This is a genomic window from Collinsella intestinalis (assembly GCF_902501455.1).
In the GTDB taxonomy this organism is placed as follows: domain Bacteria; phylum Actinomycetota; class Coriobacteriia; order Coriobacteriales; family Coriobacteriaceae; genus Collinsella; species Collinsella intestinalis.
Genome location: NZ_CABWIC010000011.1, coordinates 32,347 through 57,759 on the forward strand (window position 1 = coordinate 32,347; position 25,413 = coordinate 57,759).

The window sequence follows — 25,413 nt, forward strand, 5'->3', positions numbered from 1 at the left end:
CCAGGTGCATAGTTACCCTATACAATAGGGTATTGTTGTGCGCTTCATGGCGAAGCGCACGGTTATTGCGTGAAATAGACACCTCGCGTTGCAGGTCGCGTGGGGAAAATGGTGAAAGGCGGCGACATGGCTGGCAAAGAGCGTCATGAGATGAAGGTGGCGGTTCTGGCAGGCGGCATCTCGGATGAGCGGGAGATCTCGCTTGCGTCGGGCAAGAACGCCGCTGCTGCCCTCACCGAGGCTGGCTACGGCACGGTTGAAATAGTCGATCCCGGCGAGCGGGGCTTCCTCTCTCGTTTGGAAAACGGCAATTACGACGTTGCTTTTATCGCCCTGCACGGCTTTGGCGGCGAGGACGGCATGACCCAGCACATCCTGGAGTTCCTCGGCATCCCCTACACCGGGTCAAACTCCCTGGCGAGCGGTATCGCAATGGACAAAGACCTTTCCAAGCTGCTGTATCGTCGCGCAGGTCTGCCCGTTGCACCGAGTGTCACCTTCACTCGCGCCGATATGCCGTCGATTGACGAGATCGTCGGGATCGTGGGCCCCCAGAGCTTCGTCAAGCCGGTTGTAAACGGCTCGAGCTATGGCATCTCTCTGGTGAAGGATCCCTCGGAACTCACGGCCGCCATTGAGCTTGCTTTTGAGCATGGTGATAAGGTCATGGTTGAGCATCGTGTCTTTGGTGTTGAGTGCTCCGTTGCCGCTTTGGGCGATGGTAAGACCCTGCGCGCGCTTCCCGTGGTGGAAATCATGATGCCGCAGCAGTCGGAGTTTTACGACCTCGAGGTTAAGTACGCCGACCCCAACGACATCCATCGTATTCCGGCTCAGTTGCCCGAAGATGTGTACGCCCAGGTCCAGGACATTGCCTGCCGTGCACACGAGGCGCTCGGCCTGTTCGGCATCTCTCGCACCGACGTCATCGTGACAGAGGATGGCCCGATCATTCTCGAGACGAACAACATCCCCGGTATGACATCCGAGTCCCTCGTTCCCGACGAGGCTCGTCACGCCGGCATCGCCTTCAGCGACCTGTGCGCCGAGCTGGTCGAGCTGGCCCTCGAGCGAGCCGCTCGATGAGCGTCGCCGCGGCGGCTACGCCGCTCGAGATGGCTGCCGCAGTATTGCCCGGCACGCCGGCGGCGATTGTGGAGCGTTATGCGACACTCGCCCAGCGCGCTGAAACTCGTTCGTTTGGCCTGATAGAGGACGACGTCATCGTGCTCGATACGGAGACCACGGGATTGTCGCACCGCGATAGCGAGTTGATTGAAATCGCGGCCGCCCGCTTGCGCGGCCGCGAGATTGTGGATCGCTTCGACACCTTTGTGAAACCGAGCGGGCTGATACCCGAGGAAATCACCAAGCTGACGAGCATCACGAATGCCGATGTAGCGCATGCGCCCTCGGCAGTTGACGCTGTGGCGTCCCTGGCGGAGTTCGTTGGCGGGTGTCCCGTGGTTGCGCACAACGCGGCATTCGACCGCGGGTTCATCGAGCAGGTTCCAGGTGGAGCCGATGTTTCCGATATCTGGATAGACTCGCTCGCGCTCTCCCGCATCGCGCTGCCGCGCCTGGCGTCGCATAAGCTCGCCGTCATGGCCGAGCTCTTTGGCTGCGAGAGCGTGTCGCATCGCGCAAATGCCGATGTTGAGGCGCTGTGCGGCGTGTGGCGCATTCTTCTGTGCGGCCTAGCCGACCTTCCCGCCGGCCTCATGCGCCGCTTGGCGGATATGCATCCGGACGTTCCGTGGTCGTACCGTCCGATTTTCAGCTTCTTGGCCGCTGAGGAACCCGATGCGGTGTTCTCTCTTGTCGATTCTCGATACGAGCTTCTCAAGGGTTACGAGGAGGCGGAGATCGGCTCCGCGGCCCGTGTGGATGCGGACGAGCTCGTTGGAGTTTCGGTTCCCTCGCGCGAGGAGATTGAGGAGTGCTTTGCGCCTGGCGGCCTGGTCAACAGGATGTATCCCGGATACGAGCCGCGCTCGGAGCAGGTGCAGATGGCCGTCGAAGTACGCGACGCGCTCGCCACCTCCACGCACCGCGTGATCGAGGCCGGTACCGGCGTTGGCAAGTCGATCGCCTACCTCGTTCCCATGGCGGAGCTAGCCCGAAGAAATAAGGTGACCATCGGTATTGCGACGAAGTCGAACAACCTTGCCGACCAGCTGATCTACCACGAGCTCCCACGTTTGGCTCGTGAGATGGACGGTGGTCTCACCTATTGCGCCCTCAAGGGCTACGACCACTATCCCTGCCTGCGCAAGCTCGACCGCCTTGCCCGCGCCCAGGAAATCAAGACCAACCGCGACCCGGCGGACACCCTGACTGCCATCGCCGTTCTATATGCGTTTGCCTGCCAGTCTCCCACGGGGGACCTTGATGGGCTGGGTATTCGCTGGCGCAGCGTGAACAAGGCCGACCTCACCACGTCTTCCCGTGAGTGCGCGCGCCGCCTGTGCCCGTTCTACCCCGATAAATGCATGGTTCACGGCTCGCGCCGTCGTGCGGCCCGCGTCGATGTGGTTGTGACGAATCACTCCCTGCTCTTCCGCAACGTTGCCGCTGAGGGCAAGATCTTGCCTCCCATTCGTCACTGGGTGGTTGATGAGGCGCATTCCATCGAGTCGGAAGCGCGTCGTCAATGGGCCATCAAAGTGTCTGCCGACGAGAGCCGTGCGGTGTTTGAGCGCCTGGGAGGCGATCGCGCCGGGGCACTTGGCAAGATCGCCCGCGACCTGGCGCTGAGCGTCGCGGCAACACTGTTCATGGGCCTCACTGTGAAGGCGTCCTCTAGTACGCAGCGCGCCTCTCTTGCCATGGCCGAGCTGTTCGACGCGGTGCGCGAACTCGCCCGCGCCGCTCGGTCCGAGGGCGGCTACGACAACGCGAACATGTGGATTGGCAATGACTTGCGCGATTCCATGGCGTGGGCTGGGTTTGAGGAGGTGGGTCGCACCGCGCTCGACGCTCTGGACGAGGCGACCAAGAACCTGGCATCACTCGTGGAGACCGTGGCCGAGGAGAAGCCCGACCTAGTGACCGATGTCGCGGACGGGCAGCGTCGCATGCGCGAGCTTCGCGATGGCCTTAGGCTCATCCTCGATGGGGCGGACGACCGCTACGTATATTCTTGCCAGGTCAATCGTCGCCTCAAAGCGGGCGGTGAATGTCTGACCGCCGAGCGACTTGATGTGGGCGAGGCTCTTGCGGAGGAATGGTTGCCGGAGGTTCACACCGCGATTTTCGCCTCCGCGACCATGACGGTTTCGGACAGCTTCGATCATTTCCAGCACGCCGTGGGTCTGGACCGTATTTCGTCGTCGAGCTCTCGTTCCGTCCATCTCGATTCGAGTTATGACTTCGAGCGCAACATGGCGGTTGTGGTGGCATCGGATATGCCCGATCCGCGCAGCCGCGATGCGTACCTCTCGGCGCTCGAAACCTTGCTCGTCGATGTTCATATCGCCATGGGCGGTAGCACGCTCACGCTGTTCACCAACCGACGCGACATGGAGGAACTGTACGACCGCGTAGAGCCCCGGCTCGCGCAGCGTGGTCTCGCGCTCGACTGCCAGCGCCGCACGACCTCCGCAAAGATCCTGCGCGACCGCTTCCTCTCGAATGAGAAGAGCTCGCTGTTTGCGTTGAAGGCGTTTTGGGAGGGGTTTGATGCGGCTGGCGACACGTTGCGCTGCGTTGTTATCCCCAAGCTTCCGTTCGCCAGCCCGAGCGACCCGCTCTCATGCGAGCGCGGTGCCCGCGAGGATCGCGCCTGGGCGCGTTACTCATTACCGGAGGCGGTGCTCGAGGTGAAGCAGGCTGCCGGCCGTCTTATTCGCACGTCGACAGACGCCGGCGTGCTGGTGCTGGCCGATTCACGTCTGGTGAGCAAGGGGTACGGAAAGAAGTTCCTGAATTCCCTTCCCGCCCCGCATCAGCGGATCGAGGTTCGTCAAGTCGGCAGGTACCTGGAGATGTGGCGCGAGAGCCATGAGCGTCGCTAAAGAGCGCGGCGTATTGGGGCTTGCGTAATAAATGGGGCGCCCATGAGCGCCCCATTTGCTTATAGCAGCGATTTCGCCCACGTTCTGAAGTCGTTTTTCAGGCTCTCGGGCTCTTCGATGACGATGGCTCCGGCTGCGGCCGCGATTTGTGAGAAAAGCCAGGGCGCGGACGTGTAGCTGATGTGGACCAGTGCGCTGCCATCCTCTTGCTCGTCCGCGGTGTCTCGGTGGATGCCCTCCCAATCACGAGATGCGAGCTCGCCGCTGTTCACGAAGCGTAGGGTCGCGTCTGCACCATGGGCGCGCAGGCTTTCGGCGGCAGAATACGGGGAGAAATCGTGGCGCTCAACGGAATCGTCGGTGATCTCGGCATTCGCGATGCGATCGAGGCGGTAGCTGCGTTGGGCGTCCTTCTCAACGTTCCAGGCCACGAGATACGCGGCGTCACCGGAAACCTCGATGAACTTGGGGTCGACCAGGCGCGCGCTCGGGCTGCACTCGTCGCCGGCGCGGTAGGAGATGGCGAGACGCGCTCCGATGGCGATGGCCTCGGATATTACAGGGTAGAAACCGCCGAGCAGCCGATCGCCACCCATGGTTTTATCGACCGTGGTCTCGTTGTCCGCTTCGGGGCCGGCGCACAATGCCGCCTCGACGCGCCCGCGCACGTCGTCACCGATGTTGCAGGTCGTGAGCACGCGGCGCAGGGCCAGCGACTCTGCCGGCGTGAGCCGCACGGGGTCCAGGCGGCCTGCGTCGCCCGAGAGGGTTATCGCTCCATCTTGGTAGTCGAGGGCTATGTGCGATCCGCTGCGTTCATCGGCAACTCCTTGCAGCAGTTCGACAACCTCATTTGTCTGCTCGAGGGAAATGGATGCGTCGCGCGCGAATGACGCCGCGTCGACGCTGGCGCTTGAGGCGGTCGTCAGGCGCTCCATGAGGTTGAGCGCGGTCTGCAGCAGGTCTTCGGATGAGAGGGCGCGCTTGTTGACGCTACTCATGTGCGCTCACCGCCTTTTCGATGTGGTCGCGAACCAGCCCGGCGAGCTCGCTGGGGGCCTGCGCCCGCATGCCCAGGTTGGCGTGCTCGAGGGTGAAGGATGCCGCGGCGTCGAGGTCTCGCACCGCGATATCCCAGGTCCATGCGTCGTCGCTTTGTGCCAGTTCGCCCCTACCCTGGGTGATGAGCGCGAGTTCCTCAGCCGCGATTCCCGCGGGAAACGTGAAGGTGCACGGCCTCGCGGCCGTCCGGGAGAAGTCGAACGGCAGGAATTGGTGACCTGTGACATCGAATTCGGCGGGGATTACATAGGAAGGGCGCGTGTCGGGGGCGTGCTTCGCGGAGAGGATGCGGTCGGTGCGGAAGGTGCGCAGGTCTTCGGCATCGTGGTCGAATCCGACAAGGTAGGAATGCGTTCCATGCGTGAACATGCCGTAGGTATCCACCATGCGTTTCTTCTCGATGCCGCGAGCGTCGCGATAGATGAACTCGACGGGCTTGAGCCGGTCGAACGCGTTCCAGATGGATTTCAAGTCAGCCCTGCCTTCATTTGCCCGCTCGGGTGACGACGGGTCTCTGCCGGCGAGTTCGCACAGCTTGGTGCGCGCCGTCTGCAGCGGCCATAGGGTCGGGTCGTCCGCATGGAGCTCGAAGACCTGGTCGATGGCGCAGACGATCTCCTCGGCGTCATAAGGCGAGAGAACTCCTTGGGCGGCATGTGTTCGCTCGCGATCGATCGCCCAAGCGCTTTCCTCGTTTACCGCGATGCCGCCCGCAGATTGCGGCAGGACCTCGCGGACGTGAACCCCGTGCTCGGCGAGGGTCTCTCGGTCGCGTCTAAACGCCTTGCAGCGGCTGTCTCGTGTCGCCGATTTTTTGCCAAGGTATCCGATTTCGGGGTCATCGACGATCTCGCTCGTCGTGAGTGGGCGTGGGGAGACGTGCAGGGAGAATAGGAGGTTGAGCATCCTGCGTGCGCCCTCGACCCGCCTGGACGGCTTCGGCATGTCAGGATGTGTTTCGCTTGTGTGCGCGGTTGTGCTGTGCACGGCGGTACTTCCCTTTCAGCTTGATACTGCTTTGGGCACAATTATGTATCCACCCACCCATTTTAGTGCAAGACAAATGGCGGGCAGCTGGTGTGGAGGGTCCGCGACGCACCTGTTCGAGAGGCCTTGCCAAGTCAAAATTCGGCAGGTAGGGCGCAAGTAAGGGTATACTGGCGACTATACATGCGCGTTGTCCTTACAGCGCGTTTGCACGCATACGAGTTCGATGTGGAGTCCACATGGCGAATACGAAGAAATACCTGAGCCATCTGCTTCAGAACACCGGTATCACCCCTGCTTGCAGCGAGGAAGAGCGCGCCGCCGCGGATGTGATCGCGAAGATCTTTTCCGACCATGGCTTCGCGCCCGAGGTGCAGGAGTTCAGCGCGAGCGGTTCGGCGAAGGTCGTCCAGGCCGGCCTCGGCATCGCGGTGTTCGTCGGCGCCGTGCTCGCCGGCATCGGCGGGCCTGCCGGCATTGTGGGCCTGCTGCTCGCTGTCGCCGCTGCGGTTCTCTTCGTCCTCGAGCGCTCCGGTCGCCCCGTTCTTTCCAATCTCGGTTCCGGCGGTCTGAGCCAGAACGTCATCGCCTACCACAAGGCCACGGGTCCGCTCGCATCTCCCCGCAACCGTCCGGTGGTCGTTGTGGCGCACTACGACTCTCCGCGTGCCGATCTGCTGAGCTCCGAGCCCCTCGCCGCGTACCGTCCGCTCATCGTGAAGCTCCTTCCCGCTTGCATGGTCGCCCCCGCTATCTTTGCCATCGTGCGCGTGCTTCCGCTGCCCGATCCGGCAAAGGTCGTCCTGTGGGTGCTCGCCATCGTGGCTGCCCTGATTCCGCTTGCGAACGGCATCGCCATCATCGCCAATCGCTTCTTCCTGCCCTACACCACGGGCGCCGTGTGCAACAAGTCCTCCGTCGCGGCCATGCTCGGCGTCATGGACGCCGTTGCCCCGTACGAGATGGGCGAGGAGTTCCCTTCCGATCAGCCGGCCGACGAGTACTTTGCCGAGCAGCAGCGCATCCTCGAGGAGGCCATCGCCGCTGCAGAGGCCGCTGCCGCTGCCCAGGCCTCCTATCCGCATGAGATGGAGGAGGGCGCAGAGGATGAGCTGACCGTCGAGGGCGCGGAGAGCGAGCAGCCCGAAGATGAGGACGCCGTCGAGGCGGTCGATTTCGGCTCTACGTCCACAATGAACGCCGCCGAGCTCGAGGCCGGGATGACGGCTGTCAACCTGACCGAGGCCGATCCCGCCGACGAAGATGCGGATGTCGAGGGGGTTGTCGTCGAGGAGGAACCCGTCGAGCAGGGGACGGCGGTCTTCGAGATCGTCGAATCCGATCACACCGCCGTTGTGAATGCCGAAAGCGCCGAGGAGGCTCCTGTCGACGAGCACGCCGCCGAGCAGGTCGTGGCAAATGAGCTTCCCGAAGATGAGATGGGCCAGGTCGAGCTCGACCTGGACGTCGCTGCTGAGGATGAGCCGCCGTTCCGCGTGAACTCCGAGGGCAACATCCGTTTCGGTGCCGATGTCATTCGCGCCCTGGGAATGATGCCCGAGTCCTGCTCCTTCGTGTATGAGAGCGACGCCCCGGCTGCCTCCGTCGTGGTCCCGGCTCCTGAATTCGCTGAGCATGAGCCCATCGAGGCTGAAGAATCCGCGCCCGTTGCAATCGAGGAAGTCGCGGAAGAGCGCATCGATGACGCCGAGGAGGCGTTTGTCGAGGAAGACGTTCTCGAGTCCGCCGATGAGGTTGAGGACGATGCCGCTTTCGTCGAGGCGTTCGCGCCCGTCGAGGAGGATGACTATATCCTCGAGGCCGAGTATGAGGTTATCGAGGAGGAGCCCCTCGCGGAGAATGCGGCGGCTGAGTCCGAACCTGAGGCTGAGGTTGACCAGTCCGAGGTCGAGCAGCCTGAGACTGGGGACGATGGCTCCCAGAATGACTCCTTCGACTCCGGTGCCGACATGGAGGATGTTACTAATCCCGATGTCGCTTCCGCTTCCGATGACGACGTTCCTGCAATCGAAGACACCTTTGTCGCCCCCTCCCCGAACGGATCGGTCGAGGAGGCTTCCGCCGACGGTGCGACGCAGATGTTCACCATGCCCGCGGAGGAGAGCTCGGTCGATCTTTCCGGTACCGTGGCCATGCCCGTGCAGCCGGTCGAAACGGTCGACTCGCTTATGGCCGAGGTCAACCGTGCCGTCCCCGCCCGTCCCCAGCGTGTGATCAACGTCCCCAGCACCGCATCGGCGCCCAAGCCCCGCACACCCGAGACCGCCAATCGCGCATCCCTGTTCGATCTTCCCGATCCGTCGGCGACCCCGGTGGATCCTTTCGCCGCTCCCATGGCCGCGCCCGCTCCCGCCGCTCCTTCTGTGACGGCCCCCGTTCTCGACGAGCAGGCCGCTGAGGCCCGCAGCGCTTTCACGGTCATCAGCTCCCCCGCTCCGTTTGAGCAAGGCTACGCTCCCGAGGGTGCATTCGAGACCATCAGCGCTCCGGCACCCGAGCCTGAGAAGCCGCGTCGAGGTCTGTCCCGTCTTTTCGGTCGCAAAAAGAAGGACGAGGACAGCATGAGTGACTGGCTCGGCGTTGACGATTCCTTCGACGCCAAGCGTAGCGGTCACGATATCGGCTCTTGGGACAACTTTGACGACGATGACTGGAAGGGCGGTGCCGCCCCGTTCGGCGATGCGTCTGAGGAGGAGCTGCGCGAGGCCATTGCGGACATGGGCGACGACGAGCTGCTCGGTCACGACATCTGGTTCGTCGCGACCGGCGCTTCCGAAAACGGGAACGCTGGTATGCAGGCCTTCCTTGATGCCCATCGCGATAAGCTTCGCGGCGTGTTCCTCATCAACCTCGAGAGCGTCGGTGCCGGTCAGGTCGCGATGCTCTCCACCGAGGGCGAGGAGCGAGTTCTCAAGGGAGATAAGCGCATCACTAAGCTCGTCCAGCGTGTGAGCTCCGATTTCCATCACGAGTACCCCACGGTTGATATGCCGTATGTCACCACCGATGCTCAGGTTGCAATGAACATGAGTCTCCGCTCGCTGACCATCGGCGGTGTGGAGGGTACCGGCTTCGCCCTTGCTCGCACCGAGGAGGATCAGCCCTATAACGTCGACCTTGAGAACGTCGCCGTCGTGTCTGACGTGGTGACCGAAGTCATCCGTCGTTCGTAACGGTTTATGCCTGAGGGGGACGTGTGATTCAGTTCATCAAGGAACATTGGGTCCAATATCTCATAGGGGCCACCGTTGCCGTTCTGCTCGGTCTGGGCCTCTCGTTCTTCTTGGGCGGCATGTGGTCGACGCCCGAGAGCATCCGTGCCGAACGTGTCGAAGCTGAACAGCAGAAGGGCGAAGAGCTGGACGAAATCGATTTCGAGACGCGAGCCGCGTCGAGGGACTGATATCGAATCATCGAAGGGCGAACCCCGGGGAAAACCCCGGGGTTCGTTGCATCGGCAGCCGTTCGCAATTCCTTATCGAGTGGCAAACACAATAAGGGTCCGCCGCCGCCCGCCGCGCCGTGCCTCCGCACATGTCACAAGGGTGAGAGCCCGACGAGCTTCCAGAGCGATGTCGGACGCGTTTCCTGTATGCGCGGCGGAGCGGGCCAGCAAATCGGTCAACCAGTCTCGCAGCTCCGAAGGCGAATCGAATTCGAACCGTTGTATGAGGGCGTCGTCTTTGTCGACAACAAGTGAGAGAACCGGTTCGAATACCTCGCTTTCCGCTCGGCTATTCCAGGTTGCGTTTCCGATTGCATCGAAGGTGGATTGCTCATGAGTTCCTGCGAGCTCGGTGAACATGTGGTGCGATCGGCCAAGTCTGTGTCCGAACACGAGCAGGTGCGCCCCTCGTTCCTCGCATCTCACGTCAAGGTAGGGGCAGCCGAGTTCGCTGCGCTTCCCCCATGCGTCGTGATCGAGGTACCAATCGCGCGCCTTGTTCTTTGACGGCAGGGCAACGGGCAAGTCGATGCTTGTGCCCGAAACCGTGATCCAACCCACGATTTCGGAGTTGATTTGAGCAAGGGACCTCCAATCCAGATCGGCGCATCCTCTCTCCTTAGACTTTGGCTGAAATCGAATTCTTTCACGCAGGTCTCTCGTCTTCCGTTCAGCGGATGTGAGTGATTCGGCTGCAGAGAGTCCCGCGCCCGCAATCGCGCTTAGGACGCAAGTCAGCAGAACTCGCCGTTCGACCGCTTCGCCAGCGCTTTCGTTGCCATGCGTATCCTGCGGCGACGATGCTTGCGATGGAGAGGCCAACTGCAGTTCTGAGCAAAGGGGCGGCTCCTGTCTGATCGAGGCTGATGATTGGATGTGCCTGCACCTTTGCCGCCTCTTGATGGACGGCGTCGCTGTCATGCGCTTCAAGGCCTTCACCACCTCCATTGCGGTAGAGCGAAACATGAGCGCGGTTGTCTATCGAACTGCCGCCGGTGTACGCGGGCAGCGCGCACATATGGATCAGCGTTGGCGCATATGCGTCCGTCGACTCCCCGTCTGCATCCTGCTTTTTTCCATGTGTTGGGGGAACAGGGTTCCAATCGTCATGCGGATGTTTGATATCCGCGCCATCCCATTGGCTCGGTCTCGACGTAAAGCCCTTGTTCACGCACCCGTACTCGAGACGGATGTCGGTGATGACCTCGCCCGATTCAAGGGGCAGATCGGAGACGGACAAGAAGGTGCTCTCAGTGGCCGAGACCCCCTCCTTCCACAGTCTCCAGCCCCCATAGTCCTTCACTCGACCATCTGCGCCGACGATGTTCGCAACTGCCGCATCGCCAAGCCAAGGGTTCGCGTGCCCATCTGCAAGCGTTGCATTGGCGTTCTCTTCCTCCGCGTCGTCTTCTCGGTCGAGGTTCGTGCGATACCAAACGTTCAACTCCCCGTCGTAATCGCCGTGCGCCCGCCCGGTCGTGATGCCCGTCAGCTCAGCCATGCCGTTTTCGGCCGCATCGAGATTGTCTTCAACGGTGAACTCATCCACCCAGCTTGAGCTGTCATTTCGATAGTCGAGAGCGTACGAGAACGAGCTGTCTTCGCTTTTCCGCGCCTTCGCGCGATTGAGGCCATCTCCATTCGCTTCTGCGTCCGTGGCAACGGGTTTCGCAATCTCCTGACGTTTATCGATTTTGCCCGACACGCTAATCGGACTGTCGTGGAGTGAGACCATCTGGACGTCCGTCGTTGGTTTCACGTTGAACGTGAGCGCTGCGGCCGGCTCGTGTGTGTGGGGAGATCTGAGTTCTGTCAGCGTGTAGGATCCCGGTTCGAGCCGTTCGATGCGATGGGCCTCCGTTGTGCTCGTCCAACTTTCGATAACGTTGCCCTCTCCGTCCGTGAGTTCGAGCAGCGCGCCCGCAAGCGGCTCCTCGGTTTCAGATGCCCGCTTCGTGATTTCGACTTTGGTGTAGTCGTTGGCCATGTCGATGCGCTGGGATGCGGCCCCCTCTTCGTTCGGCATGACTTGGGTTGCGTATGTGTGAACCTCTCTGTTGACAACGTATCCGGCGGGTGCATGCATTTCCTGAACGCACCAGGTCAACGCCTCCTCTTCGGCCTCACGGATGATCGGTCCAACCATATGCCGGGGTTGATCTTGCTGCTCTTCGAGCGCAATCAGGTTGAAGAGCGCGTCGAGTTCATGCGGCAGCATCGGAAGGTGCGTTAGGACTATGTCTCCATGTTCGTCCGTCATCGTTGATATGCCTGCACGGGAAAACGCCGCATCCAGATATTTCTTGGCATATGGTACGAGTGTGTGATCCGTGCGATAGAGCTGGGACTCACGCCATTGCACATGAGCCGGTTCGCCAAAAGCAATCTCCACATCCGTTTTTGCGCTCAACTTCTCATCACTGGTCGATGTTGTGCTTAACCGATACGACCCCGGTTTAACGTCTCTGATGATGGCCAGATCGCCATTCAAGTCAAAGTTGTCGGTCTCATATGATTCGAGTTCGATATCTCTCGTTTCGACGGAAACCTGTCCCTTCATGCCGAATATGCCCGGAGTGTAGGCGATGAGGTGTGACGTGCCCGCTTCGATGCGGAGTTCCTTTTCGTAGTCGGCGTGTACGGCCGTCCCGTCTGCATCAAGCAGATCGATCCGATACGTGCCGGGCTCCAGCATGTCGTCCGTATTGCCGAGCGTTACGCGCTCGGCGCCACGCGTCACATCGGGCTCAAAGGTTCCAACCTCCTTTTCTCCGCTGTCAGAAATTCGGGTGAGATGCAAGGAGTAGCCGACGGGGACCGACGCCCTGGCAAGTGCGTAGTCGACCTTTTGGTCAAGTCGGATCTCGACGTTCTCCCAGTCGCGAGCGCCGATGCAGTTCGTGATCAGCAGCGACCCCAGATTCCCGTCGCTGGCCATCCGCTCGGGCTCAACCTGCTGTTTGAATTCGAGTTGTCGAGGCCAGACATCGAACGATGCTCCGGCCAGGGGCGCTCCCGTCGACGCATCGGTCTTATGTATGACGGTTTCGGTGGGGGCGTTCTGATGCGTCACCTCGATGTCGACCACGGGTGTTTCCGCGTTGACCCAGCTCAGGGTGAAGGGTATGGGGGTGGGGTCGAGAATGTGTCCCGGTGCCGCTTCGGCCTCGACGAACGCATATCGAGCGGTTCCGCTGCCGAGCGGCAGCCCATCGATACGGGCCACGCCGCTCTCGTCGGTGGGGTCGAGCTCGACCGTCGTACCCTTGGGCATATCGACGGAGCCACTCGGGTTCAGGATGTCTTCCATGGCTACCACGATAAAGCGCGCGCCTTCGATTGCGTTTCCCTCCTCGCACCATGGGCAGGAGTCATCGGCGCAGCGTTTAACGATCGACGCCGATCCCGTCGCTCGTTCGTCTGAGATGCGCACGACGGTCAGCGGTTGCGTTTCGGCGTCGTCGGCAATGTCGAATTCGATTTCGTCCCCGTTGATCAGATAGGGTTTCACGGCTTTCATTTCCCGGATGTAATAGGTTCCCGGTTCGAGCGGCTCGGGCAACGTAACGCATCCCGTGGCGTCGGTGGTGAAAGTGTCCATCACCGCATGATTGGGATGCCAAACCTCCTGGGATATCGGTTTCTTGTGCTTGTCGAGCACCTGAAACGCGAACCCTTCGAGTGGGATGGGCTGACCGCTGGTGGCGTCGCATTTCACAATTTGCACCCGCGATCCGACAAAGTCATTGTCGACGATGTAGTGCAACGTGCTTCCGTCTACCATCTGGTCGGTCCCAATGACCCAATCGGGGCATGGTTGATAGCCCGCGGGCGTGCTGTCGGGGTCCTCGTGGACGGTATATCCTTTTCGGTCGTAGGGGATGGCGCCCTTGATGCCGTCGATGCGCGATCCCTCACCGAACCACCTGCCCGCGCTCGACGCTCTTCCGCGGTCGTCGGTCGTGATGGAGCCGACGGTTTTGCCGGTCGAGTTTGAGATGATGTCAAAGCGTACTTTGGCACCCGGCTTTTGCAATCCGGAGCCCTCGTCGCCATTTTCGAGGTATTTCACCACCTCGATATCGAATGCCCAGGGCACTTCGCCGTAACCTTCTTTGGGTGAGAGTTCGAACACGCCCGATGTCCCAAGCTGGCCGCCGTTCACCTCGTAGGTATGCACGGTCGGATCGAGCTGATAGCCTTCGGGTGCTTTTGTCTCGACCACGGAGATACGGCCTAGAGGGATGTTCGTCGCCGTGGCGACGCCGCGTTCATCCGTTGTCATATGCGTTTTCCATCCCTGGGTCGACAAGGAGGTCACTTCGTATTGGGCGCCCTTTAGGGAGAGGCCCCTCTGTGCTCCGCCACCGGTGGCGGCATCTTGTTTGCGAACGGTGAGGGAGACGGTCCCCGGCGCGTCCTCGAATACAATCGCGGTGCCCTTGGGGTCCACATGGAACGGGATGCGGCCCTGATGCAGCTTGTAGCCCTGGGGCGCCTTGGTTTCCACGGCGTAATAGTTCTTGTTGGGGGCGAGCTTGCAGCGGGCTTTGCCGCTGGCATCCATGGTGATGGAGGTAACTTTGCGCTCATCCGCGGCGTCGTATATGTCGAAGGAGGCCTCGCTCAGTGTGTATGCCGAGTTGCCGTCAGTCAGGTTCGGCGCCTTGGAGCGCTTGGCGAACTCGACGTCCATATCGAGCACGAGCTTCCATTCTCTGGTGCAGCAGCGTTGGTAAGGATAGGTGCTTGGCACGGTGCCCGGTGCACCGGCCGCTGCGTTTTGGCTTTTGATCAATACGAAGTACGTGCCGTTTGGGTTTCGCTTTGCCTCAAAAGGATATGAGCCGTCGCAGGGACCCGGGTACAGGCTGTGATTCGGCACCCCGATGACCACTTCGTAACAGAGTGCGGGGTACGTCGCGCCGTCCGGCATGGTGACCTTTCCGCTGAATTTGCCCCCCACAACGGCGTTACCCGACATCACGCAGGTGCCCGTGATCGTCCCGTCGGGATGCACCTCAACCGTATTGCCGTTAGGGAATGTATGCGTGTATCCATCTGCGGCGAACGCGTTGCGCGACCAGGGTCCCACGAGACCTGAGAGCGCGCAAAATGCTGCAGATATGAGGATGAATATGAGAATGGTACGAGCTCTAGCGTTGAGTGTCGCGCCCGGCAGGGGATAAGTCCGTCGTCGCCCGCGCGCCCGCCGCGCCGCGGCTCCTTCGGTTGCCGTACGTCCCTTTTTGGCGTTTCCACCTCCGATCAGCCCGCGTGTCGGTTTCTTCCTCTTGTCGATCATCGTGCCCTCCCGTGGTCTCGTGGTTGAACGCGGGCGGCTGTGTTTGTGGTGCATTGCCCGTGGGGCGATGCTACGATGCGAAATCCCGAGAGCATCTCGATTCGTCTGTCGTTGCTTTGGTAAGAAGCTGAGAAAAGCTGACCGTTCGTGCTGTCTCCCAGTTCAAGACGACGCCATGCGGCGAGCAGTTCACAAGGCCTTCGTTTTTTGCCTGTTTTCTTTCAAAGAAAGAGCGCAAAGACGTCGGTTGCCTGTGCGGGAGTGCGCGTGGTAGGATTAACCACACGCGGGTATCGCCAAGTGGTAAGGCATCAGCTTCCCAAGCTGACATTCGCGGGTTCGAGTCCCGTTACCCGCTCCATCGAAGCCATAAGAGCCCGGTACCGTGGAGGTGTCGGGCTCTTTTCATGAAAGGAGCCCTCGTCATGATCGATCGCTACGCCCGTCCTGAGATGGCCCACATCTTCTCGCTCGAGAACAAGTACGCCGTTTGGCAGGAGATTGAGGTGCTCGCCTGTGAGGCCCAGGCCGAACTCGGCCAGTGCGGCATCACCAAAGAGGATGCTGCCTGGATTCGTGAGCACGCCGGGTTCGATAGGGCCGAGGTCGACGCTATCGAGGCGGTCACCCATCATGACGTCATCGCCTTCCTCACCAACATGGGCGAGCACATCGACGCCGAGGTCCCGCAGGGCGAGCCCAAGCCCAGCCGCTGGGTCCACTACGGCATGACCAGCTCCGACCTGGGTGACACCGCCCTGTGCTACCAGCTCGTCCAGGCGACCGACATCATCATCGAGGACGTGCGTAAGCTCGGAGAGATCTGCCGCCGCCGCGCGTTCGAGGAGCGCGACACCCTGTGCGTGGGCCGTACCCACGGCATCCACGCCGAGCCCATGACCTTCGGTATGAAGTTCGGCAGCTGGGCCTGGGAGCTCAAGCGTGATCTCGACCGCCTGGTGGACGCCCGCAAGAACGTCGCCTTTGGAGCCATCTCCGGAGCGGTTGGCACCTACAGCTCCATTGACCCGTTCGTCGAGGAGTATGTCTGCGAGCATCTCGGTCTGGCACACGACCCTCTGTCCACCCAGGTTATCTCTCGCGATCACCATGCGTACCTGGCCGGCGTGCTCGCCACTACCGCTGCGACTTGCGACCGTATCGCTACCGAGATCCGCAGCCTCCAGAAGACCGACACCCTCGAGGTGGAGGAGCCGTTCCGCAAGGGCCAGAAGGGCAGCTCGGCTATGCCGCACAAGCGCAATCCCATTACGCTTGAGAAGGTCTGTGGCCTCTCCCGCGTCGTGAAGGCCAACGCCCAGGTCGCGTTCGATAACGTCGCGCTGTGGCATGAGCGCGACATCTCGCACAGCTCCGCCGAGCGTGTTGCCCAGGCGGACAGCTTCATGGCGCTCGACCACATGCTTACCTGCCTCATCCGCATCGTGGACGGTCTCATCCTGTATCCCGCCCGCATGAAGGCCAATCTCGATCTCACGCGCGGCCTGATCTATTCCTCCAAGGTGCTGCTCGCCCTGGTCGATACGGGCATTTCGCGCGAGGATGCGTACAAGATCGTGCAGCGCAACTCTATGGCCGTGTGGGATGACGTTCACGCCGCCGTGGATGGCCTGGATCTGCGCGCTCGCCTGGAGGCCGATCCCGAGTGCACCGTGACGCCCGAGACGCTCGACGAGATCTTCGACCCGTGGGACTTCCTCACTCGCCGCGACGTCCTGTTCGATCGTCTTGAGCAGCTGAGCTTCTAAGAGATAGAAAAAGAAGGAGTCGAGCTTGAGGTTTTCGAGAATGACACGGGTGATAACGTTCGTGCTCCTCGCCGGTGCGCTGTGCGCTCCGTCTGTGCTCCCCTCGTCGGCTTATGCCGATGGCGGGCAGTCTGGGCCCGGTGCTGATCCCCAGGCACTCGAAGATACGCATTTCTTCCCCGATTTTGAACTCGGACCCATCATGGTTTCGGGCTGGAATTTCAAAACGCTGCAGGAGGCCGTCGACGCCATTGGCAGCGATTCTGAGGTTAAGGGCCGGACCGCGGTACTGATAGACAATGTCGAGGAGTCGATCACGGTTCCAGCGGGTAAGGAGCTGTCGATCGATTTGTATGCTCATAGGCTGAGCGGTACGGCGGGTAAGCCGGCGATTACCGTCAAGTCGGGCGCCAAGCTCACCATTGAGGGTTCGGTGGCCGATTCGGCCGTGCTTTTTGCCCCGACCCCCGGCACTCCTGCACTCGTGATCGAACCCGGAGCGTCTGTCGTGATGGAGAGTGGGTCGGTGAAAGGCGCGGAAGGCGTTACGACCCCCGTTGTCCAAAACAACGGCGGAACGTTCGTCGTGCTTGAGGGGGCCAAGGTCGAGGGAGAGGTCCTGGGCGGCATGGACGTGCACAAGCATGCGCTTTCCTTTGTGCCCGAGGTGCCGGCGACCTGCATGGTGGACGGGCGTCCTGAGTATTGGCATTGCGACGGCTGCGGGCTGTCGTTCTCCGATCCCGAGGGCCGCAACACGATCAGGTTGGATGAGCAGGTGATTCCGCATCTTGGGCACCTGATCGGACATGTGCCCGCCGTGGAGCCGACGGCCCAGGCGGAGGGAAATACCGAGTACTGGGAGTGCGATCGCTGCGGCCTCGTGTTTGCCGATGCCGGCCTCGCGCAGGTGATTGAGAAAGTCGATACGGTGCTGCCGAAGCTTGAGGCGCCTGCGCCGGCCGTCCCGATGCAGCCGACGTTTCCCACTGCCCAGCAGGTTGTCCTTGCGCCGTTGAACCTTCTGCCGAAGACGGGTGATGACTCCGCTATTCCGGTCGTGATCATGGGCGTGATCGGAGGTATCGCCGTCGTCGCCGGCATCGTGGTCAAGATGCGGGGAAAGTCGAAATAAAACTTCAAGAGGCCATGCTCTTCGTTAATCGGATATGGGTCCAGGCGTGATGCCGAGGGTGGTTGTACCGCTCTCGGCATCATCTATATCAAGCAGTTAAAGGCCTGGTGGCACACCGTTCAGGTGACAAAACACGACGATTGGCGATAGGTCATTCAGGGGTTGGATTTCCTTTGTTTGCAACGGGGTATTTTGTTGCTGAGCGGCCAGAAGGCCGAGTAAGCGAATGGAAGGACCGAACGATGAGAAAATGGAGTAAGGCCCCGCGCATCCTATCGCTTCTCGCGGTGATGATCGCCGCAGCCGTAGGATTTGCGCCTGCCGCGCATGCGGCTGAGGGCGACGTCATGATTGGCGACAGCGCGTACGCCTCGGTGCCCGAAGCGGTGAAGGCGATCGTCGACAAGAAGGAGCCGCAGGGCAGTACTATCAAGCTGACGAAGAATCTGACCGGACCGGGCGTTCAAGTTGCCGGGGGTCAGGAGTTCACCTTCGACCTTGGCGGGCACACGTACACGGTGACCGATCACACGGTCGGTTCGACGGGTACCGAGACCAACGCATTCCAACTGATGATGGGTAGCAACTTGACGTTCCGGCACGGTGTCATCACCACCGAAAGCGCGAGCGGAAAGATTCTTATTCAGAACTACAGCAATCTCAAGCTGGAAGGCGTCACGCTCAAGGGCGGTCCGCACACCGCGTACACGCTGTCCAATAACAATGGCAACGTGACTATCGGCGCCGGTACCAACATTTACGCCGGCGGGGCCAGCCCTAAGGCGGCATTCGATGTTTGTCGCTTCGCAGATTACGAGTCTGTTGTCGTGACGGTCGAGAAAGGCGCTGGTGAGATCGTCGGCGTTATCGAGACGAGCGTCTCCGGTGGCGCGACTGGCAAGGGCCCGATCGGTCTGAATATCAATGGCGGCAACCTTTCCAAAGCCACGCTTGTTTGTGACGGCGAATCCGCAGGGACCATCAAGGTCGTTAAGGACCCGTCCGTCGCGTTGGCTGCGCCCGATGGCCATGAGTGGGTGGGCGGCACGCTTGTCAAGCCGAGTGAGAAGGCCGTTGCCGCCGTGGTTAAGCCCAGTGGTGACGTTGTGACCTTTGCGAAGCTCGCAGACGCCCTGGCCGCCGATGATGCGACCGTTCAGCTTCTGACCGATGTGACCGAATCTGTTGTCATTCCCGCGGACAAGACCATCACCCTTGACCTCGCCGGCCATACGCTGTCCGGGGGAACCGCGAAGGGCAAGGCTGCCATTACTAATAATGGGGCCCTTACGATTAAGGACAGCTCCGAGGATGGGTCCGGCCGAATCATTCGTGAAGATAACGGTCAGCCTAGCTACTATGTCATCGACAATCAGGGGACGATGACGGTCGAGTCGGGAACCGTGTACAACAATTCTGGCGATTATAAATCAGGCTCCTCGCTTGTCAGGAACGGTGGCGTCAAGAACGAGGCGGTTCTCAACATCAAGGGCGGCACGTTCGAGCAGGAAAAGTTCATTGTCATCAAGAATGACGACTACGGCATTCTGAATATGACGGGCGGTGTCATCAAGACGGGCGCCTCCAAGCAAATCGATGGCAAGGAGTACACCTCCTCTGGTGTTCAGAACTGGGGTCAGGCTGTCCTGTCCGGCGGTCGCATCGATGGTGCGATTTGGACGAGCGCTTGGAGCAATGATCTAGATGCGCCCAAAACCGTAATCACCGGCGATGTTTCCGTAAAGGGAGATGTCATTCTCGAACGCCATGACAAAGGTGTTAGTAAGATTCCCGAGATGTCAATCAAGGGCGGGCAATTCGAGGTTCGCGAGTGGAAAGTTGACAACAGCGGTGTGCTCCTCAAAATCTCCGGTGGTACGTACAAAGGTTCCATTCCCAACGAGGATTACATCGTTCCTGGCTTCGGCCTGAACAAGAACCCCGACGGCAGCTTCGGTGTGCACAAGCACGTGCTCGTCGAGGTTGCTGAAGTTCCCGCTACCTGCGACAAGGACGGTGCGAAAGCGCACTGGAAGTGCAAGGACTGCGGTGATCTGTACCTGGATGAGGGTATGAAGACTCCGGTCACCGACCCCAACACGCTTGTCATTGCCAAACTCGGCCACAAGGCAACCCATGTTCCGGCAAAGCCTGCGACCGTTGAGGCCGAGGGCGTCGTCGAGCACTGGTACTGTGCGGTGTGCAACACCTATTTCGCTGATGCCAAGCTCACTAAAACGATGACCAAGGCGGAGACTATTCTGGCTAAGCTCCCCAAGGAGTTTACGGTGACCTTTGAATCCGGCGCCGGCAAGCCTGTTGCCGTTGTCGTCAAGGACGGGGCTCTGCTTGAGGAGCCTGCCGCCCCCACCCTCAAGGGTTGGAAGTTCCTGGGTTGGTTCAAGGTGAAGAACGCTGACGGTACTGTTGCCGAGAAGTGGGACTTCGCGAAGGATGCCGTCACGGCCGATACCATGCTGTATGGCGGTTGGGTGAAGGACGAGCCTGCCAAGCCGGCCGCCAGGCCCACGAACAAGCTCCCCAAGACCGGCGATGCGTCCATGCTGCCGATGATGGCCGTCGGCATCTCCGGCGTCGCTGCCCTGGCCGCTGCGTCCAAGCGTCGCAAGCACTAGTATTCGGCGCGCATAGCTGAACGGCTGAGGGTCGTCGTCTTCGGACGGCGACCCGTTTTCTTTGCCGGCTAGCGTCGATGGCGGCGGGTCTCCCGCTGGCGATCGCGCTTGTGCTGACGCTCGATTTTGCGCAGGCGGGCCTGCTCAGCAGCCTGGCTTGTCTTGGTACTCACATGTTGAGCCGCCTTGCGCACGGGGCGAACCACCGGGCGGGCGACCTTTTTGACCGGTTCGGGCAGCTTGTGCAGATCGACCTCGGTGGGGCTCATGATGTTGTAGCGGATGGACCACCAACGGACGGCCATGGTGACGGCGACGCCTATCACGGCCGCGGCGATGTTCCAAATATCGAGGCATTGCACGAGAACGATGTAGGTGAGTGCGCCTGCGATCGCCGCAATCGCGTACAGGTTACTGCGTTGGAAGATATAGGGCACGCGGGCGAGGCAGACGTCGCGCAGCAGACCGCCGCCGACGGCGGTGAAAAAGCCCATCATGACGCAGGTGATGGCGGGATAGCCGTAGAGCATCGTCTTATCTGCGCCCATGACGGCGAACAGACCGACGGAGAAGATGTCGAGTATCGCCACGAGGCGGTCGGGTTTTTCGACCATAACGGGAAATGTGAACACCGCCGCGGCCGTTGCGACGGCGACGGGCAGGGCAAGCGGCTGTCGGAGGATGTAGACATTGCCCTCCTGCAAGATCACGTCACGGATGAGACCGCCGCCGAGCGAGACGAGCACCGCCAGGCCGATGGCGCCGACGAGGTCGAGCTTGTTTTCGCGAGCCGTGAGCGCGCCCGTCGCCGCTGCAACGACGACAGCGAGCAGCTCGAACGCGAGTGGAATCGCGACGCTTTCGGATGCAATGACGGAAGCCGAGACGGCGCTTTGCGTGACTGCGAGTACGGCCGGAAACACGGTGCCTCCCTGGGAAAATGAACTGGCTCAACCATCTTAGCGGAGGCAGTTGTGGAGGGAGCGGAGCAATTTTGCCCCCTTTTCCAAGAATTACTGTTGCATCCCACCTAACTTACGGTACAATAGCCCCTGCATTCACGGAGAGTTGTCCGAGTGGCCGAAGGAGCACGATTGGAAATCGTGTAGGCGCCAAAAGCGTCTCCAGGGTTCAAATCCCTGACTCTCCGCCAGAACTTTCAGCGGCACGCATCCAATTGGATCGCGTGCCGTTTTCACATCCTACGGAGGAGTGGCAGAGTGGTTGAATGCGGCGGTCTCGAAAACCGTTTACGGGTACTCCCCGTACGAGGGTTCGAATCCCTCCTCCTCCGCCATCATGCATCGCGTTAACGAGCCCGAGTGGCTCGTTTTTTGTATGTCGACCATGGGTCACGCCCAACGGGAGTTGTGGCGCTGGCGGGTGTTTTATCAGGGTGCGCATTTCGCCCTGTGATCCAGGCCCTGTCTGCGCGGGGAACATTACTCTTAGGGGGTTCTTGCGGGCGGCTTAAGCTGTGCTTAATGATGGGTGTTGCAAGTGAAACTACCGCGTTCATCGGGATACACTTCAGTCATGCAAATGGCGAAGACTGAGGAATTGAGGCACGCATGCAAACTGGTGAAGTTGGTTTCATGTCGTCGTGGCGGATGCTCACGCGCGACAAGGGATGGGTTAAGCCGCTGCTCGTCCTGACATTGGTCAGCTGGATTCCGATATTGGGTCAGATCGCCGTGCTCGGTTATGGCCTCGAGTGGGCGCGGCTCACTGCCTGGGGCGTGGAATCTGCCCCCAAGCAGCGTGGCGTTGACTACGGCAAGGTTATCTCCACGGGTGCCCGCGCCTTCCTCATCACGATTTCCCAGGCCTTTGTCTGCGGCCTGGTCCTGCAGATTCTGTTTCCCGGTTCGCTCGCCGCATTGATGGCGATGACCACGGGCGGCAGCGGTTTTGCGAACTCGGTCATCCTGGCTTCCGGGGCGACGTTCTTCCTGCTCGACCTCGTTATCATGGTGTTCGCCGGTACGTTTTTGCAGGCGGCGGCGCTGCGCGGAACGCTGTACGACAGCTTTTCCGCCGGATGGCGTCTCGACCGACTGTTCCAGATGGTCGTCCGCGACTTCGGCGGCTTTTGCAAGGTCCTGCTGGTGACCCTCATCGGGGCCGTGGCGTCTTCGGTCTACGCGTTCGTTGTGGCGATGGTGGCCATGCTCGTGCTGATGGGCGGCTTGCTGAGCGCCACCGCCGTGATTGGGCTTTCGGATGGCTATATGACCGGCTGGCACTTCCTGGCCGACCAACTTCTGCGCATGGGCGCCGGCCCGGTTTTGCTCTTCGTGCTGCTTTTGATGGCCCTGCTGTTCGTGGGCAATGTGATCTCGACGGCGATGAACCTGGTGAGCGTGAATGCGATGGGGCAGTGGTTCGCACGTTTTGACGTGAACCGCTGGGGTGTCTCGTCTGCCCCCCTGCCCGACGATGTTCCCCACCACGGCGCCCGCGCGGCTTACGCCTCCGCACCGGTGGATCCTATGGCCTCGTCGGTTGGAGAGCCCGATTCTGTAGCCTCTGCCCCTGCCGATGTCGCCCAGTCCGTTGAGCCCGTCGACTCCGCCCAGCCCCTTGAGCCCGTCGACTCGGCCACTTCTTCCGACCCCGTCGAGCCGATCGAGCCCACCGATTCCGTCGAGGCCGAGGCGAAGACTTTCGCGACGGCTCAAGTTGAGACTGTTGAGGAGACCCAGGTCGACGCCACTCCGGATGTTGAGAAGAAGCCCATTCCGCTCGGACCGATTAGCACCGATGATGCTCCCGGCGATGAGAACGGCGGTCCCATCGCGGAATAGGATCGGGATAGCTTTCGTTTGCCATAGTGCCCCAGCTGCGTTTCTTGTTTGTGGGAAACGCAGCTGGGGCACATTTTGATTTTCGGCCGCGTTGTGCGCATACTGCGTCTTTCAGATGGGGGAGGACGAAGGCCAGATATCGGAGAAGACGCGGTGCGATGGAGGGCGGATTTGTGTCTGGGCGGCGTGGCATGCTTATCACGTGGCGGATCGCATGCTTGGGTATCTGGCAGAAGTGCTCGAAAATGTGGAGGTCATGGGGTGCGGCAGCGGACACCTTGCAAGATGTGCGGACTCGGCTATAGTTAGCACGTCTTTTCCTGCTTCGGGCGCACCTTCACGACCCGAAGCCGTTTGTCCAGAGGAGGTGACCACATGAAGGCTTATGAACTGCTGTTCTTCGTTGACCCCAACCTCGATCCCGAGACTCGTCTCGCCGTGATGAAGCGCATCGACAACACGATCGCCGAGGGCAATGGTAAGGTCGACAACGTCGACGAGTGGGGCAAGCGCAAGCTCGCTTACGAGATCGACAAGCTCACCGAAGGTGACTACACCCTCATCAACTTCCATGCAGACCCGGCTTCCATCGCGGAGCTTGATCGCGTGCTTCGTATTACCGACGCCGTGATCCGCCACATGATCGTCCGTCGCGACGACCAGGAGTAGGTCATTTGTATGGATGCGGCCCATTAACGCCGCGTGAGAGGTAGTGAACACGTATGAGCATCAATCGAGTCAACATTTCCGGTAATCTCACCCGCGATCCCGAGCTGCGCGCCACTGCGAGCGGCACCCAGGTCCTGAGCTTCGGCGTGGCGGTCAACGACCGTCGTCGCAATCCTCAGACGGGCGAGTGGGAGGACTACCCGAACTTCGTGGACTGCACGATGTTCGGCACCCGTGCGGAGGCCGTGAGCCGCTATCTCTCGAAGGGGTCGAAGGTCGCTATCGAGGGCAAGCTCCGTTACAGCTCCTGGGAGCGTGACGGCCAGCGCCGCAGTAAGCTCGAGGTCATCGTCGATGAGATCGAGTTCATGTCCCGCGGCCAGCAGGGTGAGGCAGGCGGCTACGCCCCCGCCCCGTCCTACGGCCAGCAGGGCGGCTACGCCCCCGCGCCCGCTCCGCAGCAGGCTCCGGCGCCCATGGCGGCTCCGGTTCCCCCTGCGGTCGACGTCTACGATGAGGACATCCCGTTCTAAGGGATGTGTAATTGACGGTGAGAGTTTGCTCGAACCGTCGTCACGAAAGGTATTGAGACATGGCTAATGATTATTCTGCCCGTCAGCCGCGTCGCAAGTACTGCCAGTTCTGCAAGGAGAACACTGAGTTCATCGACTACAAGGATACTCAGCTCCTTCGCAAGTACATGACCGATCGCGGTAAGATCAAGCCGCGCCGCGTCACTGGCGCCTGCACGCAGCATCAGCACGACATCGCGAACGCTATCAAGCGTGCCCGCGAGATGGCTCTTCTGCCGTACGCCGTGCCCGTGGTGTCCACCCGCGGTCCTCGCGAGAAGAAGTAGGGAGGGTACCCATGAAAGTTGTTCTGCTTGGTGAGATCAAGGGCAAGGGCGGCGAGGGTGACGTCATCGACGTCGCTCAGGGTTACGCCGAGAACTACCTGATTCCGCAGAAGCTCGCCGTTGCTGCTACCAAGGGTAACCTGAAGCAGCTCGAGGAGCGTCGCAACAACATCGAGAAGCGTGAGGCTGTCCGCCTGGCCGACGCCAACGCTCTCAAGGCTAAGCTCGACGGCCAGAAGGTCGCCGTCGACGCCAAGGTCGGCGAGGAGGGCGTCCTCTTCGGCTCCGTCACCGCTGCCATGATCGTTGACGCGATCAAGGCCGAGCTCGACGTTGAGATCGACCGCAAGCGCGTTGAGCTTGGCAAGCCGATCAAGGTCGCCGGTTCCCACGAGGTGGAGATTTCCATCTACCGTGAGATCAAGGCTTCCATCGTCGTCCTGGTGGGCGTCGAGGAGCAGGCCGAGGAGACCGTCGAGGCTGAGGAGGTCGCCGCTGAGGAGACCGCCGAGGTCGAGACCGAGGCTGCTGCCGAGTAGCTTACTCGCTTCGAGTTACGCGACTCATGAGCCCCGTGCCATTAGGCGCGGGGCTTTTTTGTGGGAAAGTTCGGCGATGGTGCTGGGTGCATGTTGGTAAATTCCGAGAAATCCACAGGTTGCGGCCGTGGTGGTGACTGAAGTGCCAGGTAAACGGGCTTTC

At 60.9% G+C, this 25,413-nt stretch carries 16 protein-coding genes and 3 tRNA genes; 15 read left to right on the plus strand and 4 right to left on the minus strand.

The genetic code is table 11. The annotated features are described in order from the left end of the window. Positions 1-126 precede the first annotated feature (126 nt). A complete protein-coding gene (locus AOBCEHNH_RS05275; RefSeq protein ID WP_226803301.1) occupies positions 127-1,086 on the plus strand; it encodes a D-alanine--D-alanine ligase family protein in 960 nt (319 codons plus the stop codon). After that, positions 1,083-4,016 carry a helicase C-terminal domain-containing protein gene (locus AOBCEHNH_RS05280; protein ID WP_152063456.1) on the plus strand — a complete coding sequence of 978 codons (2,934 nt, stop codon included), beginning with the start codon at positions 1,083-1,085 and terminating at the stop codon, positions 4,014-4,016. The genes AOBCEHNH_RS05275 and AOBCEHNH_RS05280 overlap by 4 nt, the downstream gene beginning before the upstream one ends. A gap of 59 nt (positions 4,017-4,075) precedes the next feature. Here the strand turns inward: AOBCEHNH_RS05280 and AOBCEHNH_RS05285 are convergent, their stop codons facing one another. Together AOBCEHNH_RS05285 and AOBCEHNH_RS05290 are read right to left on the minus strand one after the other, a co-directional pair. Then, the gene (locus tag AOBCEHNH_RS05285) at positions 4,076-5,017 is read right to left on the minus strand and encodes a helix-turn-helix transcriptional regulator (protein WP_152063457.1); all 942 of its coding nucleotides are present in this window, start codon (positions 5,015-5,017) and stop codon (positions 4,076-4,078) included. Further along, positions 5,010-5,984, minus strand: coding sequence for a helix-turn-helix transcriptional regulator (locus AOBCEHNH_RS05290; protein ID WP_226803303.1), 975 nt, complete (start codon positions 5,982-5,984; stop codon positions 5,010-5,012). The genes AOBCEHNH_RS05285 and AOBCEHNH_RS05290 overlap by 8 nt, the downstream gene beginning before the upstream one ends. Before the next feature lie 320 nt (positions 5,985-6,304). On the opposite strand from AOBCEHNH_RS05290, the gene AOBCEHNH_RS05295 reads away from it, so the two are divergent. Together AOBCEHNH_RS05295 and AOBCEHNH_RS05300 are read left to right on the plus strand one after the other, a co-directional pair. Next, positions 6,305-9,259 (plus strand): M28 family peptidase, encoded by a 2,955-nt coding sequence (locus AOBCEHNH_RS05295; RefSeq protein ID WP_152063459.1) that lies wholly within the window; start codon positions 6,305-6,307, stop codon positions 9,257-9,259. A gap of 23 nt (positions 9,260-9,282) precedes the next feature. Further along, positions 9,283-9,489, plus strand: coding sequence for a hypothetical protein (locus AOBCEHNH_RS05300; RefSeq protein WP_152063460.1), 207 nt, complete (start codon positions 9,283-9,285; stop codon positions 9,487-9,489). Positions 9,490-10,201: 712 nt separating this feature from the next. Here AOBCEHNH_RS05300 and AOBCEHNH_RS05305 read toward each other — a convergent pair. Continuing rightward, positions 10,202-14,836 carry an MSCRAMM family protein gene (locus AOBCEHNH_RS05305; protein WP_152063462.1) on the minus strand — a complete coding sequence of 1,545 codons (4,635 nt, stop codon included), beginning with the start codon at positions 14,834-14,836 and terminating at the stop codon, positions 10,202-10,204. A 286-nt stretch (positions 14,837-15,122) separates the two neighbouring features. Between AOBCEHNH_RS05305 and AOBCEHNH_RS05310 the strand changes: the two genes are divergently transcribed. From AOBCEHNH_RS05310 to AOBCEHNH_RS05325, 4 genes are all read left to right on the plus strand, one after another. Beyond that, positions 15,123-15,197: transfer RNA gene (locus AOBCEHNH_RS05310), tRNA-Gly, on the plus strand. Positions 15,198-15,261: 64 nt separating this feature from the next. After that, positions 15,262-16,605 carry an adenylosuccinate lyase gene (gene purB / locus AOBCEHNH_RS05315; RefSeq protein WP_193221193.1) on the plus strand — a complete coding sequence of 448 codons (1,344 nt, stop codon included), beginning with the start codon at positions 15,262-15,264 and terminating at the stop codon, positions 16,603-16,605. A 40-nt stretch (positions 16,606-16,645) separates the two neighbouring features. Then, positions 16,646-17,740, plus strand: coding sequence for an LPXTG cell wall anchor domain-containing protein (locus AOBCEHNH_RS05320; protein ID WP_152063464.1), 1,095 nt, complete (start codon positions 16,646-16,648; stop codon positions 17,738-17,740). Between the two features lie 242 nt (positions 17,741-17,982). Beyond that, positions 17,983-20,376, plus strand: coding sequence for an InlB B-repeat-containing protein (locus tag AOBCEHNH_RS05325; protein ID WP_152063465.1), 2,394 nt, complete (start codon positions 17,983-17,985; stop codon positions 20,374-20,376). A gap of 68 nt (positions 20,377-20,444) precedes the next feature. Here the strand turns inward: AOBCEHNH_RS05325 and AOBCEHNH_RS05330 are convergent, their stop codons facing one another. After that, positions 20,445-21,299 carry a trimeric intracellular cation channel family protein gene (locus AOBCEHNH_RS05330; RefSeq protein ID WP_152063466.1) on the minus strand — a complete coding sequence of 285 codons (855 nt, stop codon included), beginning with the start codon at positions 21,297-21,299 and terminating at the stop codon, positions 20,445-20,447. A 139-nt stretch (positions 21,300-21,438) separates the two neighbouring features. On the opposite strand from AOBCEHNH_RS05330, the gene AOBCEHNH_RS05335 reads away from it, so the two are divergent. The 7 genes from AOBCEHNH_RS05335 to rplI all read left to right on the plus strand — a co-directional run bounded on the left by AOBCEHNH_RS05335 (position 21,439) and on the right by rplI (position 25,250). Beyond that, a tRNA-Ser gene (locus tag AOBCEHNH_RS05335) sits at positions 21,439-21,529 on the plus strand. Positions 21,530-21,582: 53 nt separating this feature from the next. Continuing rightward, positions 21,583-21,673: transfer RNA gene (locus AOBCEHNH_RS05340), tRNA-Ser, on the plus strand. A gap of 274 nt (positions 21,674-21,947) precedes the next feature. Next, complete coding sequence (locus tag AOBCEHNH_RS05345) at positions 21,948-23,183, plus strand: DUF4013 domain-containing protein (protein ID WP_152063467.1); 1,236 nt, start codon at positions 21,948-21,950, stop codon at positions 23,181-23,183. A 375-nt stretch (positions 23,184-23,558) separates the two neighbouring features. Next, the gene (gene rpsF, locus AOBCEHNH_RS05350; protein WP_118102345.1) at positions 23,559-23,852 is read left to right on the plus strand and encodes a 30S ribosomal protein S6; all 294 of its coding nucleotides are present in this window, start codon (positions 23,559-23,561) and stop codon (positions 23,850-23,852) included. Positions 23,853-23,905: 53 nt separating this feature from the next. Continuing rightward, positions 23,906-24,385, plus strand: coding sequence for a single-stranded DNA-binding protein (locus AOBCEHNH_RS05355; protein WP_006723465.1), 480 nt, complete (start codon positions 23,906-23,908; stop codon positions 24,383-24,385). 59 nt (positions 24,386-24,444) lie between these two features. After that, entirely contained in the window at positions 24,445-24,711 is a 267-nt protein-coding gene (rpsR, locus tag AOBCEHNH_RS05360) for a 30S ribosomal protein S18 (RefSeq protein WP_006723464.1), read from the plus strand. A gap of 11 nt (positions 24,712-24,722) precedes the next feature. Beyond that, positions 24,723-25,250, plus strand: coding sequence for a 50S ribosomal protein L9 (gene rplI / locus AOBCEHNH_RS05365; protein WP_006723463.1), 528 nt, complete (start codon positions 24,723-24,725; stop codon positions 25,248-25,250). Positions 25,251-25,413: the final 163 nt, after the last annotated feature.

Bases quoted from the DNA above. Each gene is read 5' to 3' on its own strand.
- AOBCEHNH_RS05275 (WP_226803301.1), top strand. From the start codon at position 127: ATGGCTGGCAAAGAGCGTCATGAGATGAAGGTGGCGGTTCTGGCAGGC.
- AOBCEHNH_RS05320 (WP_152063464.1), top strand. From the start codon at position 16,646: ATGACACGGGTGATAACGTTCGTGCTCCTCGCCGGTGCGCTGTGCGCT.
- AOBCEHNH_RS05345 (WP_152063467.1), top strand. From the start codon at position 21,948: ATGCAAACTGGTGAAGTTGGTTTCATGTCGTCGTGGCGGATGCTCACG.
- AOBCEHNH_RS05295 (WP_152063459.1), top strand. From the start codon at position 6,305: ATGGCGAATACGAAGAAATACCTGAGCCATCTGCTTCAGAACACCGGT.
- AOBCEHNH_RS05285 (WP_152063457.1), bottom strand. From the start codon at position 5,017: ATGAGTAGCGTCAACAAGCGCGCCCTCTCATCCGAAGACCTGCTGCAG.
- AOBCEHNH_RS05325 (WP_152063465.1), top strand. From the start codon at position 17,983: ATGAGAAAATGGAGTAAGGCCCCGCGCATCCTATCGCTTCTCGCGGTG.
- rpsR (WP_006723464.1), top strand. From the start codon at position 24,445: ATGGCTAATGATTATTCTGCCCGTCAGCCGCGTCGCAAGTACTGCCAG.
- AOBCEHNH_RS05305 (WP_152063462.1), bottom strand. From the start codon at position 14,836: ATGATCGACAAGAGGAAGAAACCGACACGCGGGCTGATCGGAGGTGGA.
- AOBCEHNH_RS05280 (WP_152063456.1), top strand. From the start codon at position 1,083: ATGAGCGTCGCCGCGGCGGCTACGCCGCTCGAGATGGCTGCCGCAGTA.
- rplI (WP_006723463.1), top strand. From the start codon at position 24,723: ATGAAAGTTGTTCTGCTTGGTGAGATCAAGGGCAAGGGCGGCGAGGGT.
- AOBCEHNH_RS05355 (WP_006723465.1), top strand. From the start codon at position 23,906: ATGAGCATCAATCGAGTCAACATTTCCGGTAATCTCACCCGCGATCCC.
- rpsF (WP_118102345.1), top strand. From the start codon at position 23,559: ATGAAGGCTTATGAACTGCTGTTCTTCGTTGACCCCAACCTCGATCCC.
- purB (WP_193221193.1), top strand. From the start codon at position 15,262: ATGATCGATCGCTACGCCCGTCCTGAGATGGCCCACATCTTCTCGCTC.
- AOBCEHNH_RS05290 (WP_226803303.1), bottom strand. From the start codon at position 5,984: ATGCTCAACCTCCTATTCTCCCTGCACGTCTCCCCACGCCCACTCACG.